A 13,332-nucleotide genomic window follows, 5' to 3' on the forward strand; every position below is an offset into this window, starting at 1 on the left:
GGGCCGGCCGGTCAGGGCACGACCGGCCCGGCGGGTTAGAGGCGGCCTTCCTCGGCTGCGGCGGCCAGGTGCAGCGGCACGTACTCGATCGGCCTGGTGCCGCCGAAGCGGGCACGGAGTCTGCTGACGTCGAGGCCCTGCGGGTGCGTCGGGTCCTCGCCTGGGGTGATGTCGCGGACCCCAGCGGCGACGTGAACGGAGGTGGCGTTGTCCAGCGCAGCCTTCAGCCGGATGCCTTCCTCCCGCGCCGTCGCCAGGTCGAGAAGCAGACCGGAGATCTCGATCCCCGCGGTGTCGACCTGCTGCTCGAGCAAGTCGCGTTCGGCCCGCAGGTCCGTGGCCTCGGTGGCGTAGGTGATCGCGGTGAACTTGGCCCGGGTCAAGGCCCGCTCCAGGCGGGCGATCTTCCCGAGGAGCTGGGCCGGGCTCAGACCGCGGTGCCTGCCCTGGGCGCGGGCTATGTCGAGGAGGCTCATCAGGCCGCCTCGTTCAGGCCCAAGGCCCGCTCGTAGAGCTTGTTCTCGGCCGCCAGCTCCTCGACCCGCTGCTCGGCGATCTTCAGTTGGATGCGGGCCTCGTCCCATTCGGCCTGCAGACGGGCGACCTCAGCCAGCAGCCAGGGGACGTCCTCGCGGGCGTTCAGGGTGAAGGCGAGGTCCGCTTCAGCAGCCTCTCCGTCGCCGAAATTCATGTCTCCCACGCCGATGAGCTGGGGGCCCTCGAGGTAGGCATAGAAGGCGGGGCCGTACTTCGGGTACAGCTCCCACGGCCCGTGGGTGGCGGCCTGCTCGCGGTTGCGGATCTCAGCGAGGCGGGTGTCAGCGTCCATCGGAGGCCACCGCCTTCGCTGCGTCCTGGCGGGCGAACTCGGTGTCGATCCAGGCCTGCGGGTCGAAGCCGAGGCCCTCGGCCACGCCGACCGGGTCGGTGATCTCCGGCCACTCGCCTTCCTCGTTGAGCTGTTCGACGAAGGCCCGCACCCCAGCCGGGTCGACTTCGGCGAGCCGGCCAAGGAGCCGGTGCACACACCAGGCCGCGCCGCTGCCAGACGCCCGCTCCCACATCACAGACGGAGTAACGTCCTTGGCCACGCGCATGCTGATGGTGATGTGCGCGTGCAGGGCGAAGAGGTGCATGTCGAGGATCGGGTCCGCGGGCGTGCTGTCGGTCATCGGGTTGCCCCCTTGGTCGGCTTGGCGCGCTCTTTGGACCGGCGCTTTGACTCGCGATTGCAGGGGCGGCAGGTGCGCTGCCCGTTGCGGACGTAGGTGTTCTCCGTGGACCGCGGATGACCTGCCCGGCAATGGGTCTCCGGGTGGGTGCCGCTTTCGCCCAGGTGCTGACGGCGAACATTGATCGACCCGGTGACTGGCTCGAGGTGCCACGGGTTCACGCAGGATCGGCTGCGGCAGAGGTGGTCAAGCTGCAGTTCTTCCGGTATCTCCGTGACCATGTGCTCGTAGGCATATCGGTGAGCGAGGACGGTCTTGCCGGCGATCGAGAACTTTCCGTAGCCATCCCGGTCGCGCTGCAGGCCCCACTCCCAGCACGCCGAGACGTCTGTTCCCCGAACCTTTGCCCAGAAGCGTTCGCTGGCGGATGCGTCGCGGAGGGACGGAATTCCGAGGCTCTTGCGCCAGCGGTTCCAGCGTTCGTAGTGCCGCTTGCACATGCCCCGCTTGCCGCGCGGCTCGGTTGTGCTCTCCGAGCAGCCGGTCATGGAGCACGTCACGGTTGGCTCCCCTCCGGGCCTTTGGCGATGTGGCGCCCGAGGGCGAGGAGCCCAGCGGATGCGGTGGTCAGTCCGAGAGCCGCAAGGATCGCGGTCCGCTCGTCGGTGTCCTGGAACCGCCGCAGGATGTACTCGACGGCCGACCGTTCCTCGACCTCGGTGTTCCCGGAGAGGGACACCAGAGGCGTGTCGTCGTGCGGGCCAGGGTCGATGCCCATCACGCACCCCCGATCCGGGCGTCGTACTCGTCGAGGGACTCGGTCAGTCCGAGCCGCAGCGACTCGAGGTAGTCCGGGTCCCGGTCCAGCAGGCCGAGGCCTCGCAGGAGAGCTGGCGCCACCAGAACCGGCGGCGGGTCAGACAGCAGCACCGACGTCGCCGATTCGACTCGAGCCGTCATGAGGTCACCGCCTTCGCGTCCGCCGCGGCCTTCCGCAGCGCCCGCAGGGTCGCGTCGATCCGTCGCACGTAGCAGGCGTTGCATGCGCAGCCCCTGACGTGAGTCCGGCACCCGCGAGCCCGTTCCTTGGCCACCGCCCGGATCAGCGCGGCCTCCTGCCGCGGCGTCAGCCTCGACGTCCGTGCGTCGTGTGCGTCCCAGTCCGTCATGCCGCTTCCTCCCAGCGTGTGGCGATCAGGCGGGCGACGTGCTGGTCGCGCCGGTACTCGATCTGCACGGCCTCCGACCACAGGTCCGGCGGGCCGAAGAGTTCCTGGAAGGCGAAGTCAGCCTTGGCCAGGGCGGCCTGGACGACGTCCTCGTGGCGGGGCTCCAGCGGGGCGGTCACGACTGGCCTCCGGTCAGGTAGGAGCGGCAGCAGGCGCCCGGGATCGTGAAGACGGAGTCGGCGTCCAGGTCGAGGACCCAGTGCTCGTCGGTGGCGTGCCCCCCGGCCTTGATGTACTCCTCAGGGGAGAGGCCCAGCGCGGCAGCCGACTGGATCAGGTGCTCGTTGGCGGCGGCCTGGCGGGCCAGCTCCGCCGGAGAAGGCGTGTACCGGCTGGCGGGCGACCGGGGCAGTCCGGCGATCGCCAGGGACGTCGTGTCGGTGGGGAGGGTGTCAGCCACGGGACTCACCGGCCTTGAACAGGCGGGTGATCGCGGCGACGGCATCCGCGATGCCGTGGTTGTGGGCGATGTCGCTGCCGAACAGTGCGTTCGTCACGCGCTCACTGAGAACCGCCTCGATGGCCTCGGCCAGTACCTCGGCGCGGAGGCGGGTGAGGACGCGGTCGACCTGAGCGGGCCACTCGTCGCTGCCATCCAGCATCAGCAGCTCGGCACGAGCGGTGGGGTTGGTGGGAGCCGGATCACCGGCGATGATGCTCGACATCGGAGTCCTCTTCTCCTTGCAGGTGAATGCAGGTGAGGGGCGGTACTTCGGGAGGCCCTCGGTCGCCGGTGACCGGCAAGAAACCGGCGTCTGGGGGCCGTAGAGCCGCAGCTAAGCGGCGACGGGCACGATCTGAGTGCGGGCGTTCTCCAGCCGGATGTCCTCCGGCGTGAACGTGATCCGGCCGTTGTCCTGGTGGTGGTAGACCTTGCGCTTGTAGCAGGCCTCCTTCAGCAGGCGGACGCTCCGGTAGGGGAGCAGCTGCTTCTCGATGACCTCCTCCGGCGTCCAGCGCACGAGGTCCAGCTCCTCTTCGGCCTTGCGCCGCTCGGCCCTTCTGGCGGCGGCAGCGAAGGCGCGGGCCTTGGGGCCTTTGAGCGGGGGCGCCTTGGTGGCGACGGCGGTCACTTCGTCTCCTTGTGGGTTATGGCCCCGAGGGCCACGTGCAGGGCTATGGCGACCTTTCGGACCTGCGCGTCGTCCGATTCCCGGATGTGACCCCTCTCCATACGAGAGAGGTAGCCACGATTCAGGCCTGTCATCTGCTGGAGCGTGCGCAGGCCAATTTTCTTGGCTTCGCGGATCTCCCGGATTGCTTGTCCGTTCGGCCTCACGACAAGAATGTACGCGCAGTCTGGCTACGAAAACAAGCACTACTGCCACGTAACATGCTTGCTTTTTTAGCCTCGACACTCCGTGACAGGGGGTGTGCGCAGGGGGCGCCGGGGTGTGCGATGCAACCCTGGATGCTTGAAATGCCTACTAATGCGCTGGTCAAAGGCTGAGAACTATGCTTCTTGGTTGCACACCTTTAAGGCATCATGAGGACCCATGGACCAGGACTGGAAGAAGCTGGGCGAGGCACTCAAGGCCGCGCGACTGGCCCGTAAGCCCAAGCTCACACAGGTGCAGGTCGCCGCCGAACTGAACGTGAGCCGGCCGACCATCCAGAACATCGAGCGCGGCGTGGGGCTGGCGAAGGTCACCCAGACGCTCCGCGCCTATGCGCAGCTGCTCGGTTGGACGCCCGAGTCGCCAGCCCAGATCCTTGCCGGGGGCGAACCGACCGACGCGACCCGCGGTACTGAGTCCGAGCCTGGGCGCCCGTTGGGCGACGGCCTGCCGATGACCGTGCAGGACGAACTTGAACGCGAGGGAGCGGTCGTGGACACCGCAGTCATCCAGCTTCCCGACGGCACCAGCGTCACCGTCATCGTGAAGGGAGCCTCTAAGGTGCCCACCCCTGAGGAGCGCCAGCGGCACCTTGAAGCCTGGCGGCGCGTCCAGCCCATGCTGCGCGAGCTGAGCTTCCCGACCGACCGCGACAGCGCGTAGCAGCAACCGATCATTTCTGTCACACCAAACCCTCCACATATCACTCACATGTGTGGTTGCATGACTGAACGCTGACGGTGGGGCCCCAACTTGAACGGGCGGGGTGCCAATGTGTGTTCATGTGCTGTGCGGTTGTGCGCTACCAGACGACGCTGTCGTGTGGGTCGACCCGACGGGTGACCATCTCCTCGTCTACGTCGACCCGCAACTGACTGCCGCGGGGGCGCTGACGGAGGCCGGTGTCGGCCAGGTCAACGCCGCGCTTGGCCGCGTGCCAGGCGCCCCGTCACTCGAAGCGGCCGTCTCCTGCCGCTAGACCGCCTCTGCAGCGGCGGCTGCTCCAGCATGGGTCTGACCACGCGAAAGGAGACAGGCGTATGGCCTGGGCCGAGAAGGTCTACAAGGTACGTAACGGCAAGCAGACGACGAAGTTCACGTGGCGGGCGCGCTGGACGAAGCCCGACGGGAAGCCGGGTAGCGAGCCGGGCTTCGAGACCAAGAAGCTCGCCGAGAAGTTCGGTGAGAAGCAAGAGGCGGCCATCGAGGCGGGCCGGTGGATCGACCCGGCGAAGCAGCGGGTGAAGTTCGGGGTGTTCGCCAAGCGGTGGATGAAGGCGAAGCCCAAGCGTGGCGCGACGATCGCCAAGCGGTGGAACCTGCTGGAGCAGCACATTCTCCCGCAGTGGGAGCACACCTCGCTGATCAACATCACCTGGTTCGACGTGGACGACTGGCAGCTCAAGCTGCCCTGCGAATCCGTGACGGCCGGACATGCGGTCAGCCTCATGTCGTCGATCATGACGGGTGCCGTAGATGCCCGGCACCTTGAGGTGAACCCGCTGTTCGGGAGGCGCCGGACGCTGCCGACCGGAGCAACCGCGGCAAAGCCGAAGAAGACCGACGAGGAGAAGTGGGCCTCACCTGAGGTCGTCCTACAGATGGCTCGTCGGCTCGGGCCGGCCGTCGGCCTGCATGTGCTGACCACTGCGTTCACGGGGCTCGGCTGGGGTGAGAGCACGGCGCTGCACCGGAGCAACGTGCTGCGCACCCGGAGGCAGGCTCACGATGGCGGCTGGTTCGAGTGCCCGATCATCCGCGTCGACAGCGAGGTCGGTGAGCTTGCCGAGTACGAGGGTCGCGACGAGGATGGCGAGAAGACTGGCCTCGTCCTCCGACTGGAAGCCCCGAAGAACGGTAACCGCGCTCGAGACATCGACGTCCCGCCGTTCCTCGCCGAGCTGCTGGAGAGGCACCTGGAGGTCTGGCCGCACGAGTACGTCTTCTGCACGCCGTCGGGCGTCTTCTGGCGCCGCTCCAACTTCACCCGGGCGAACATCAGGCCCGCCGCGGACGGCCGCAAGGCGCTCACGGTGACGCGGGGGAGGGCGGAGCGGGCGGCCTGGGAGCCCATCATGCCGGGCCTGACCATGCGGGACCTGAGGCATACGCACGACACGTACCAGGACCAGCTTGGCGTCAAAGCGTCCCTCGCCTACGACCAGGCGGGGCACCTGCGCCCGGGGATTAAGAGGATCTACCAGCACCCGACGCCGGAGATGCGGGTCGAGCGGCTGAAGGGGTTGCAGGGTATCTACGAGCGCGCGATGGGTAACCTGAAGTGGACGGAGGTGTGGCCGGCAGCCCCTGAGTTGGGTCAGCAAGCTCGCCCCCTAAATTCCTCCCAAACGATCTTCAACGAGGGGGAGGCGGCGGCTTAACCGCAGGTCGCTAGATCCATGGAACGCTCAGAGGCACGGTTTAATCCGGCTCTTACAAAGCAGATGTCGGCGGTTCGAAACCGCCCGCGCCCACCAGCACGAAGGCCCCCGACCGGTCACGGTCGGGGGCCTTTGGCGTGCGTCGGGTCGCAGGTAGGATGCGCGCCGACTCTCCGGGTACTTGCCGGCGCACGTGGCAGGGGTGCACAACGTTGAGGTGATCTCCGCGGTCACGGCCTGGAAGGGGACGAACGCGGCGGCCCACGGCCGTCTGCTCGGGGCGAGGTCCTGTGCACCTGCTCGGCGCGGCGGCAAGGGTCAGTAGAGGGTGACGTCGCCCAAGTCAGCGCGGATCCGCGTCCGCGTGTGAACGGCACCGGTGCGATCTCTTCCACGCTGGTGGGCATGTGCCGAACTTGGATCACCGCACTGACAGGGCCGGGGGCACCGGGGGACCGCAGTCGTGCTTAGGGTGTCGTCGGAGCCCATCGATTGGATCGATTGGATCGACGGGATCGTTCGGATTGGTCCGGAGAGGTCCACGCGCATATGAAGTTGGTTGCGATAACGCTCGATTGTGCCGATCCGCTCGTTCTGGCGGCGTTCTATCAGGAGGCCACCGGATTGGAACCACATCCCAAGTCCGATGCCGATTTCGCGAGCCTGAATGGTGAGCACGGGCTCTGCATCGGCTTTCAGCGGGTCGATGACTACCGGGCCCCGAGCTGGCCCGACCAGATCGTTCCACAGCAGCTCCACCTCTGTTTCGCGGTCGAGGAGGGTCTGGACGCGGCCGAGGCCAGGCTGCTGGAGTTGGGTGCCGGCAAGCCGGAACACCAGCCCGTGGGGGACAAGTGGCGGGTTCTCACGGATCCGGCTGGGCATCCCTTCTGCATTGCGACGAGCTGATGCCGGACGGCGGCGTGCCGATCTCCGAGGCCGAGGCCGCGCAGAGGTGGGCGGGTGCGTGGACGCCCGCTGAAGTGGCGGCGCGGCTGGCGGGTGTTTCGGCGCCCTGGTACGTGGCCGGGGGCTGGGCCGTCGACCTGTTCGTGGGCGAGCGCACCCGCGAGCACGCCGACCTGGAGATCGCCGTTCCGGCCGCTCGATTCCCCGAGGTCCGGGACCGGTTCACCGAGTTCGAGTTCGACGTCGTCGCGCACGACCGGATCTGGCCGTACGCACCGCAGGTGTCGGACCTGACCCACCAGACCTGGTTGCGCGATCCGTCGAGCGGGAACTACCTCGTGGACGTCTTCCGCGAACCGCACGACGGTTCGACCTGGGTGTGCAGGCGCGATCCGTCGATCCGTCTGCCGTACGCCGAGGTCATCCGTCGCACGACGGACGGGATCCCCTACCTCGCCCCCGAGTTGGTGCTGCTCTTCAAGGCCAAGGCGGTCCGTCCCAAGGACCAGCAGGACTTCAGCAGTGCCCTGCCCCTGATGGATGCCGTCCAGCGGCAGACCTTGGCCGAACTCCTCGCCCGGGTGCACCCCGGGCACGGGTGGCTGGCCTACCTCCGCCGTCCGTAGGGGCGGCGCGAGCTCCGGTCGTGGGATTCCCTGCGCGGGTACGGCGTGGGATCGTCGGGGGATGGCGGGGAGCTTCGGATGGGCCGACGCGGGGCTGAGTGCCGCGTTGGTGGTGGGTGTCGGGGTGGGCGGGCTCGTGCTGGGCCTGCGCGACGGGGTGCGCTTCGACCGCAAACGGGACGAGGAGCGGGAGCGGCTGCTCGGCCAGGTCCACCAGGTCCACCAGGTCGGTCAGGTCAGCCAGCCGGGTGGGGACGAGGGTGAGGACGAGGACGAGGCCGGGGACGAGAGGCCCAAGTACACGGACGTCGGGGGGAGCCGGCCGGTCGTGCGCCGGCCGGCGGGACGACTCGGGGACCGGCGGGACGACTTCACCCCGCTCCTCGTCGAGTACTACGCCTACGGGCTGACCCAGGCGCGCAGCAGCTTCGCCATCAGTCAGCGGTTCGCCGGGTTCGGGGCGACGATCCTGCTGCTCGGGGTGGGGCTGGCGGTGTGGAAGGCCGAGAGCACCGGGGACCTGTACCTGGGGATCGTGACGAGTTCGGTCGGGGCGGTGGTCACGTTGATCGGGCAGCTGTTCCACCGGCGGGCCGACCTCGCGCTGCGGCACATGTCCGAGCAGACCGCCTCGCTCCGGGACGACCGGCGGGCCGCCGAGACCACGCAGCAGGCCATCGGGCTGCTGGCGGAGGTGGCGGATCCGGCGCTCAGGGCGCGGCTGCAAGCCGGCCTGATCATGAAGTTGTCCGGCGCCGAGCTGCCGCCGTCGGACGGCAGGTGAAGGACCTGAAGATAGGGGGCTGGAGCTGGGGCTGGGGGCTGCGGGCAGGGGGATAGTGAAGGCATGTGCCGGAGTATCAAGACGTTGCGACCGCCAGCCATCCCCGAGAAGGCCACCGAGGAGGAGGTCAGGGCCGCCGCATTGCAGTACGTGCGCAAGGTGTCCGGCTTCCGGGTCCCCGCCGCGCACAACCGGGAGGTCTTCGACGCGGCCGTGGCCGCCATCGCCGAGGCGACCCAGGCCCTGCTCGACGGGGTGCACGTACGCGGCCGGCCGCCCCAGCAGCAACAGGAGGCAGCCGCCGTCACGCCGTGACCGGCACCGCGTCCTCCTCCAGGGGGACCACGGCCGCCGGGCAGGCCGTGTGCAGCAGTACCGCATTGGTCACCGACCCCAGGTGCGGTGAGAGCAGCCGCTTGCGGTGGCGGCCGATGACGATCAGGTCCGCCGCCCGGGAGGCCGCGACCAGGTGACCTGCGGCATCGCCAGGTGCCGTGACCACTTCCACGACCACGTCGGGATACCGCGCCCGGTGCGGGCGCAGGTGCGCCTCGGCGAGCGCGGTCACCTCGGAACCGGCCGTCGTCCCGTCCTGCACCGCGGCGGCGGTGGCGAGGGTGCCGCCCGGGGCGAAGACGGGACCCGGCCACGTGTGCGCCACCACCACCTGGAGGCGGGCCCCGCGCCGGGACGCCTCGCGGAAGGCGAAGTGGCTGGTGCTGTCGTCGGGGGCGGCGCTGTTCAGACCGAGCACCACTTGGTCGTACGGGTCCCGCAGCGCGGGTTCGCCGCTCGGCACCACCACGACCGGGCAGGCGGCGCGGCTCGCGCACGCCAGACCGTTCGAGCCGAGCAGCAGGCTGGCGAAGCCGCCGCGCCCGCGCGAACCCAGCACCATCATCTGCGCGCCCCCGCCCAGCTCCGGCAGCACGTTGTCGGGGGTGCCGGGGTGCGACGCGTACGCGATCACCGGCAGCCCGACCCGGCCCGCGAGGGCGGCGCGGACCCGGATCAGCACCGGGTCGTCGTCCTGTCCCGGCTGCTCGAAGGCGCTGGCCATGACCGAGCCGATCGAGGACGCGTAGAGGCGGGCGTGGACGATGCGCAGGGGCGCCCCGGACATGAGGGCCTGCGTGATGGCCCATTCCAGTGCCCGATTGCCGTTCTCCGAACCGTCTACGGCGGCGATCACTGGGCGCTGGTCCATGGCGGGCTCCTTGCGAATAGTGCGTGGCCTCAGCCTTGCGGAGCGCGGTGCGGAGCGGGAGGGGGGAAGGTCCCGAAGCGACGGGACCATCGGCCATGCCTTGCCCCCCCCCGCGGCACCTTGCCTCCGCGCCCCCCGGTCCCGCGGCCCCTCGGCCTTCGGGCCGGGGTGCTCGTTCGCCGCGGGGCTCAGGCGTCCGCTTCGGAGCGGCGCCGCATCACGTGGAATCCCGCGCCGAGCGCGCCCGCGACCAGTGCGCCGCCGACCGCGATCTGGCCGGTGCTCGTCGAGCCGATGCTGCCGCCCGAACCGCCGCGCGCCGCGCCGGCGATGACGGTCAGCGGGACGGTGACGCGGGTGCCGCCCGGGCCCCCGCACTCGAAGGTCACCGGGTGGGAGCCGACGGCCGCGGTGCGCAGGACGTCGGCGCTGCCGAAGAGGTTGCTGGCCTCCAGGTTGCCCGGGGTGAGCCGGACCTCGCCGAACGCCCGCGACGAGGCCCGGCCGGTCTTGGTGCCGCAGCCGCTGATGCTGAGGGCGATCCGCTGGCCCGGGGCCGGGGAGCCGGGGGACACGGTGGCGGAGGGGGAGGCGTGTGCGGGGGTGGGCGCGGCGGCGAACACGGCGAACAGGGCGAGCGCGCAGACGGAGGCGGCGGGGAGGGCGGCCGCGGCGGTCGGCGGCAGACGGCGGTGCGTGGCGGGCATGTAGAGGACTCCTCGGCTCCTGGCACGGCGCAGCCGGTTGCGCACCGTGCTGTGGACGCTAGGAGCCGGGCCCCGGGGCGGCGATCGGGACCGGGTGAACGGGTGAGCGCACTGGTCCGCCCGAGGGAGCCGGGGCATGCGGAGCACCCGAAGCACCAGGCGATGCTTCGGGCGCTCCGGGTGTTCTGGGCTCTCCTGGTACTTCGGGTGCTCCGGGTACCTTGCGGGCCCCGGGTGCCTCGGGTGCCTCGGTCAGGAGGCCGGGGCGGGTACCGGGGTGGGGCGGCGGACCATGTACGCGGCCAGGGCGCCCGCGCCGAAGAGGGCGATCACCGAGACCGCCGTGCCGAGCCAGGTCGCGCCGAGCCACTGGGTGCCGTAGTAGCCGAGCGAGACGCTGTAGCCGGCCCAGGCCATTCCGGCCAGCAGCGACCAGGGCAGGAACTCCCGCACCTCGCGGTTGCGCTTGCCCGCGCCCAGCGACACCACCGAGCGGCCGGCCGGGGCGAAGCGGGCGATCACCACGAGGGCCCCGCCGCCGCGGGCCAGCGCCACGCCGAGTCGCTCTTGGGCGCGGCTGAGCCGGCGCGAGCGGGAGATGGCCCGGTCGAGCCAGTCCCCGCCACGGCGGCCCGCCCGGTACGCGGCCAGGTCGCCCAGTACCGATGCGCTGGTGGCCACGGCCAGGAGTGGCAGGATGTCGGGCACCTGGCCCGGCATCGCCACGGGCGCGCCGCCTCCGGTCGCCGCCGCGGCGGCCGCGGCGATCACCAGGACACCGCTCGGCAGTACGGGCAGGAAGACGTCGAGCAGCACGGAAAGTGCCACCACGGCGTAGATCCACGGGCTCGTGGTCAGCGACCCCACAGTCTCAAACAAAACGGGACTCCCCAGTCCAGTGACGTGCTTCAGCGTTGAAGCGCCGCGACGTCGCGGGGGAGCGGCAGGGGCGGCTGACAGCCATACAGCGTACGCCGCACGCTGGCACCATGTGTCCCCGGGGCACCTCCTATGTCATGTTTGCTGTCACACCCGTACGTGCCCTGCTGCCACAGAGGGCGTCGGATCCGTGTCAGAACGGTGCCGGAACCGGGCCGCCACGCCCTCAGTCCCTGGTCGGGCCCGGCTCAGCCCGGGTCGGCAGCGGTCAGCTCGCGGTCCAGGACGGTCACCAGCGTGGGCTCGCCCCGTCGTGGCCAGCGCTCCTTGTGCGCCTGGTCCAGCCGCAGCCGCGCGGTACGTCCCTTCAGGGCCAGGGTCATCAGCTGGTTGCCGAACCAGGGCCCGCCCGTACGTCGCCAGCTCAGCGGCGGTCGGCCCGTCCGTCCGTGCCGCGACAGCCCGCGCCCCAGCCACCGCCCCGTGCGGGACCAGCCGAGCCGGAAGCCGAGCTTCACCGCGGTGTGGATGGAGTTGTGCACCGGGGAGCAGGTCAGCTGGTAGACCCGGGACGTGGTGGGTATTCGGGGCTCGGCCACATACGCGTGGTGTACGTCTCCCGACAGGACGCAGACAGTCGCCGGAGCCCGTGGCCCCGTCCCCACCTGCTCGATCAGATCGCTCAGTGCCTCGAAAGAGGCCGGGAAGGCGGCCCAGTGCTCCAGATCGGCGCGCCGGCGCAGGTCCTCCGCGATCCGCGCCCAGCGCGGCCCGCGCTCGCCCCGGCACAGCGTTGCGTTCCACACCTCGGCGTCATGGATCAGAGGTGGCATCAGCCATGGCAGCGAGGAGCCGATCAGGAGGTGGTCGTAGCCTCCGTGCCCCTCCATCGCGTTGTCCCGGACCCACTGCTGTTCGGCCGGGTCGAGCATCGCCCGCCCGTCCTCCGCCAACACCCGCGCGGCCCGTGTGTCCACCATCAGCAGGCGGGTCCGTCCGAAGTCCCGGCGGTAGCTCCAGCGGACGGTGGACGGGTCGGCATCGGCTGTGGCGGCGAAGGCGCGCAGCGCCTCCGTCCCGTCGGGGGTCTGTCGAACGGCCTCGTAGAGCGGGTCCGCCTCCAGGTCGTCGGGGGAGAGGTTCCCCAGGTGCTGGTGCACCCAGTACGACATGAGCGCGCTCAGGATCCGCTCCCGCCACCACGGGGTGGCCCGCATCTGGGCCAGCCAGGCGGCGCTGGTGTTCCAGTCGTCGCAGACGTCGTGGTCGTCGAATATCTGGAGGCTGGGTACGGTCGACAGCAGCCAGCGGATCTCCGGGTCCAACCAGGATTCGTAGTAGAGCCGCGTGTACTCCTCGTAATCGGCGACCTGCGCTCCGGGCGCCTCGCGCAGGTCCCGGCGGGCTGCGAGCCACTGTCTGGTAGGCCGGGAGAGCTGGTCGGCGTAGACCTGGTCGCCCAGCAGGAGCAGGAGGTCGGGCCGCTCCGCCGCGGGATCGGCGGCGAGCCGCGCGGCGAGGGTGTCGAGGGCGTCCGCGCCGTGCGGGCCGCGGCGGCCGGCCGGCGGGGCGGCCTGGCGGCAGGACCCGAAGGTGACCCTCAACCCGGGACCCGGGCCGGGGCGACCGCGGCCGGCGACGGCCGGGGTGCTGATGGTGCTCGGTGGGAAGCCGCTGTCGGGCTGCGGCCACACCCGGACGCCGTCGAGCACCACTTCGTACGCGGTGGTGCTGCCCGGGGTCAGGCCGGTCACCGGAACCAGCGCGTAGTGGTGACCGGCTATCTGGAAGGTGCGCGCGCTCCCGCCCGCGCCGTCGGCGCAGCGCACCTCGGCAGTGGCCGGTCGGTCGGACTCGACCCAGATCGTCGCCGAACCGCCCGTGTCCCAGTCGACGTACCGCAGCAATGGCCCCAGACGCAGTCCTGCCATCGAACTCCCCCTCCTCCATGTCCCCTTGGATCACAAGGTACGGCGTGGAGGAGGGAGAGCGGTTCCCCCTGGCGGGGGAGATCGATTCCCCGCACGGGGGAGGTGGACGGGGGCGGCGATGGGCGAGTGTTGAGAGGACAAGGACGAGAGGTGAAAGGGAAGAGGGGAGG

At 70.3% G+C, this 13,332-nt stretch carries 22 protein-coding genes; 6 read left to right on the forward strand and 16 right to left on the reverse strand.

The genetic code is table 11. The features are described 5' to 3' along the window. Positions 1-35: 35 nt before the first annotated feature. The 12 genes from ACIBEA_RS30100 to ACIBEA_RS30155 all read right to left on the reverse strand — a co-directional run bounded on the left by ACIBEA_RS30100 (position 36) and on the right by ACIBEA_RS30155 (position 3,680). Entirely contained in the window at positions 36-476 is a 441-nt protein-coding gene (locus tag ACIBEA_RS30100; protein ID WP_399266239.1) for a hypothetical protein, read from the reverse strand. After that, on the reverse strand, positions 476-829 hold the full coding sequence (locus tag ACIBEA_RS30105) for a hypothetical protein (protein ID WP_399266241.1): 354 nt from the start codon (positions 827-829) through the stop codon (positions 476-478). Before ACIBEA_RS30105 ends, ACIBEA_RS30100 begins: the two co-directional genes overlap by 1 nt. Continuing rightward, positions 819-1,172: a hypothetical protein gene (locus ACIBEA_RS30110; RefSeq protein WP_399266243.1), complete on the reverse strand. Its 354-nt coding sequence runs from the start codon at positions 1,170-1,172 to the stop codon at positions 819-821. Before ACIBEA_RS30110 ends, ACIBEA_RS30105 begins: the two co-directional genes overlap by 11 nt. Then, positions 1,169-1,732, reverse strand: a complete 564-nt coding sequence (locus tag ACIBEA_RS30115) for an HNH endonuclease signature motif containing protein (RefSeq protein WP_399266245.1) — start codon at positions 1,730-1,732, stop codon at positions 1,169-1,171. The genes ACIBEA_RS30110 and ACIBEA_RS30115 overlap by 4 nt, the downstream gene beginning before the upstream one ends. Further along, positions 1,729-1,950: a hypothetical protein gene (locus ACIBEA_RS30120; RefSeq protein WP_399266247.1), complete on the reverse strand. Its 222-nt coding sequence runs from the start codon at positions 1,948-1,950 to the stop codon at positions 1,729-1,731. The genes ACIBEA_RS30115 and ACIBEA_RS30120 overlap by 4 nt, the downstream gene beginning before the upstream one ends. After that, a complete protein-coding gene (locus tag ACIBEA_RS30125) occupies positions 1,950-2,132 on the reverse strand; it encodes a hypothetical protein (RefSeq protein ID WP_399266249.1) in 183 nt (60 codons plus the stop codon). The genes ACIBEA_RS30120 and ACIBEA_RS30125 overlap by 1 nt, the downstream gene beginning before the upstream one ends. Next, complete coding sequence (locus ACIBEA_RS30130) at positions 2,129-2,341, reverse strand: hypothetical protein (protein ID WP_399266251.1); 213 nt, start codon at positions 2,339-2,341, stop codon at positions 2,129-2,131. The genes ACIBEA_RS30125 and ACIBEA_RS30130 overlap by 4 nt, the downstream gene beginning before the upstream one ends. Then, complete coding sequence (locus ACIBEA_RS30135; protein WP_399266253.1) at positions 2,338-2,520, reverse strand: hypothetical protein; 183 nt, start codon at positions 2,518-2,520, stop codon at positions 2,338-2,340. Before ACIBEA_RS30135 ends, ACIBEA_RS30130 begins: the two co-directional genes overlap by 4 nt. Beyond that, entirely contained in the window at positions 2,517-2,801 is a 285-nt protein-coding gene (locus tag ACIBEA_RS30140) for a hypothetical protein (RefSeq protein WP_399266255.1), read from the reverse strand. The genes ACIBEA_RS30135 and ACIBEA_RS30140 overlap by 4 nt, the downstream gene beginning before the upstream one ends. Further along, positions 2,794-3,066 carry a hypothetical protein gene (locus tag ACIBEA_RS30145; RefSeq protein WP_399266257.1) on the reverse strand — a complete coding sequence of 91 codons (273 nt, stop codon included), beginning with the start codon at positions 3,064-3,066 and terminating at the stop codon, positions 2,794-2,796. Before ACIBEA_RS30145 ends, ACIBEA_RS30140 begins: the two co-directional genes overlap by 8 nt. Positions 3,067-3,177: 111 nt before the next feature. Then, positions 3,178-3,474: a hypothetical protein gene (locus tag ACIBEA_RS30150; RefSeq protein WP_399266259.1), complete on the reverse strand. Its 297-nt coding sequence runs from the start codon at positions 3,472-3,474 to the stop codon at positions 3,178-3,180. Continuing rightward, on the reverse strand, positions 3,471-3,680 hold the full coding sequence (locus tag ACIBEA_RS30155) for a helix-turn-helix domain-containing protein (protein ID WP_399266260.1): 210 nt from the start codon (positions 3,678-3,680) through the stop codon (positions 3,471-3,473). Before ACIBEA_RS30155 ends, ACIBEA_RS30150 begins: the two co-directional genes overlap by 4 nt. A 217-nt stretch (positions 3,681-3,897) precedes the next feature. Between ACIBEA_RS30155 and ACIBEA_RS30160 the strand changes: the two genes are divergently transcribed. The 6 genes from ACIBEA_RS30160 to ACIBEA_RS30185 all read left to right on the forward strand — a co-directional run bounded on the left by ACIBEA_RS30160 (position 3,898) and on the right by ACIBEA_RS30185 (position 8,753). After that, entirely contained in the window at positions 3,898-4,401 is a 504-nt protein-coding gene (locus ACIBEA_RS30160) for a helix-turn-helix transcriptional regulator (protein WP_399266261.1), read from the forward strand. 377 nt (positions 4,402-4,778) lie between these two features. Then, positions 4,779-6,119, forward strand: a complete 1,341-nt coding sequence (locus tag ACIBEA_RS30165; RefSeq protein ID WP_399266262.1) for a hypothetical protein — start codon at positions 4,779-4,781, stop codon at positions 6,117-6,119. A gap of 549 nt (positions 6,120-6,668) precedes the next feature. After that, positions 6,669-7,028, forward strand: a complete 360-nt coding sequence (locus tag ACIBEA_RS30170; RefSeq protein WP_399266264.1) for a VOC family protein — start codon at positions 6,669-6,671, stop codon at positions 7,026-7,028. Continuing rightward, on the forward strand, positions 7,028-7,654 hold the full coding sequence (locus tag ACIBEA_RS30175; RefSeq protein ID WP_399266266.1) for a nucleotidyltransferase domain-containing protein: 627 nt from the start codon (positions 7,028-7,030) through the stop codon (positions 7,652-7,654). The genes ACIBEA_RS30170 and ACIBEA_RS30175 overlap by 1 nt, the downstream gene beginning before the upstream one ends. A gap of 61 nt (positions 7,655-7,715) precedes the next feature. Continuing rightward, positions 7,716-8,438, forward strand: a complete 723-nt coding sequence (locus tag ACIBEA_RS30180; protein WP_399266268.1) for a hypothetical protein — start codon at positions 7,716-7,718, stop codon at positions 8,436-8,438. A gap of 63 nt (positions 8,439-8,501) precedes the next feature. Continuing rightward, on the forward strand, positions 8,502-8,753 hold the full coding sequence (locus ACIBEA_RS30185) for a DUF2277 domain-containing protein (RefSeq protein WP_399266270.1): 252 nt from the start codon (positions 8,502-8,504) through the stop codon (positions 8,751-8,753). Here the strand turns inward: ACIBEA_RS30185 and ACIBEA_RS30190 are convergent. The 4 genes from ACIBEA_RS30190 to ACIBEA_RS30205 all read right to left on the reverse strand — a co-directional run bounded on the left by ACIBEA_RS30190 (position 8,743) and on the right by ACIBEA_RS30205 (position 13,162). After that, positions 8,743-9,645 (reverse strand): universal stress protein, encoded by a 903-nt coding sequence (locus ACIBEA_RS30190; RefSeq protein ID WP_399266272.1) that lies wholly within the window; start codon positions 9,643-9,645, stop codon positions 8,743-8,745. The two genes, ACIBEA_RS30185 and ACIBEA_RS30190, sit on opposite strands and share 11 nt — an antisense overlap. 188 nt (positions 9,646-9,833) lie before the next feature. Beyond that, positions 9,834-10,352: a hypothetical protein gene (locus ACIBEA_RS30195; RefSeq protein ID WP_399266274.1), complete on the reverse strand. Its 519-nt coding sequence runs from the start codon at positions 10,350-10,352 to the stop codon at positions 9,834-9,836. Between the two features lie 252 nt (positions 10,353-10,604). Further along, positions 10,605-11,231, reverse strand: coding sequence for a DedA family protein (locus ACIBEA_RS30200; protein ID WP_399266276.1), 627 nt, complete (start codon positions 11,229-11,231; stop codon positions 10,605-10,607). 248 nt (positions 11,232-11,479) lie between these two features. Further along, entirely contained in the window at positions 11,480-13,162 is a 1,683-nt protein-coding gene (locus ACIBEA_RS30205) for an alkaline phosphatase D family protein (protein WP_399266278.1), read from the reverse strand. Positions 13,163-13,332 lie beyond the last annotated feature (170 nt).

Origin of the sequence: Streptomyces sp. NPDC051555, from assembly GCF_044454405.1 — a bacterium.
GTDB lineage: Bacteria > Actinomycetota > Actinomycetes > Streptomycetales > Streptomycetaceae > Streptomyces.

Coding starts and splice junctions, on each gene's coding strand:
- ACIBEA_RS30100 (WP_399266239.1), bottom strand. CDS start 476: ATGAGCCTCCTCGACATAGCCCGCGCCCAGGGCAGGCACCGCGGTCTG.
- ACIBEA_RS30105 (WP_399266241.1), bottom strand. CDS start 829: ATGGACGCTGACACCCGCCTCGCTGAGATCCGCAACCGCGAGCAGGCC.
- ACIBEA_RS30110 (WP_399266243.1), bottom strand. CDS start 1,172: ATGACCGACAGCACGCCCGCGGACCCGATCCTCGACATGCACCTCTTC.
- ACIBEA_RS30120 (WP_399266247.1), bottom strand. CDS start 1,950: ATGGGCATCGACCCTGGCCCGCACGACGACACGCCTCTGGTGTCCCTC.
- ACIBEA_RS30125 (WP_399266249.1), bottom strand. CDS start 2,132: ATGACGGCTCGAGTCGAATCGGCGACGTCGGTGCTGCTGTCTGACCCG.
- ACIBEA_RS30130 (WP_399266251.1), bottom strand. CDS start 2,341: ATGACGGACTGGGACGCACACGACGCACGGACGTCGAGGCTGACGCCG.
- ACIBEA_RS30145 (WP_399266257.1), bottom strand. CDS start 3,066: ATGTCGAGCATCATCGCCGGTGATCCGGCTCCCACCAACCCCACCGCT.
- ACIBEA_RS30160 (WP_399266261.1), top strand. CDS start 3,898: ATGGACCAGGACTGGAAGAAGCTGGGCGAGGCACTCAAGGCCGCGCGA.
- ACIBEA_RS30165 (WP_399266262.1), top strand. CDS start 4,779: ATGGCCTGGGCCGAGAAGGTCTACAAGGTACGTAACGGCAAGCAGACG.
- ACIBEA_RS30170 (WP_399266264.1), top strand. CDS start 6,669: ATGAAGTTGGTTGCGATAACGCTCGATTGTGCCGATCCGCTCGTTCTG.
- ACIBEA_RS30175 (WP_399266266.1), top strand. CDS start 7,028: ATGCCGGACGGCGGCGTGCCGATCTCCGAGGCCGAGGCCGCGCAGAGG.
- ACIBEA_RS30180 (WP_399266268.1), top strand. CDS start 7,716: ATGGCGGGGAGCTTCGGATGGGCCGACGCGGGGCTGAGTGCCGCGTTG.
- ACIBEA_RS30185 (WP_399266270.1), top strand. CDS start 8,502: ATGTGCCGGAGTATCAAGACGTTGCGACCGCCAGCCATCCCCGAGAAG.
- ACIBEA_RS30190 (WP_399266272.1), bottom strand. CDS start 9,645: ATGGACCAGCGCCCAGTGATCGCCGCCGTAGACGGTTCGGAGAACGGC.
- ACIBEA_RS30195 (WP_399266274.1), bottom strand. CDS start 10,352: ATGCCCGCCACGCACCGCCGTCTGCCGCCGACCGCCGCGGCCGCCCTC.
- ACIBEA_RS30205 (WP_399266278.1), bottom strand. CDS start 13,162: ATGGCAGGACTGCGTCTGGGGCCATTGCTGCGGTACGTCGACTGGGAC.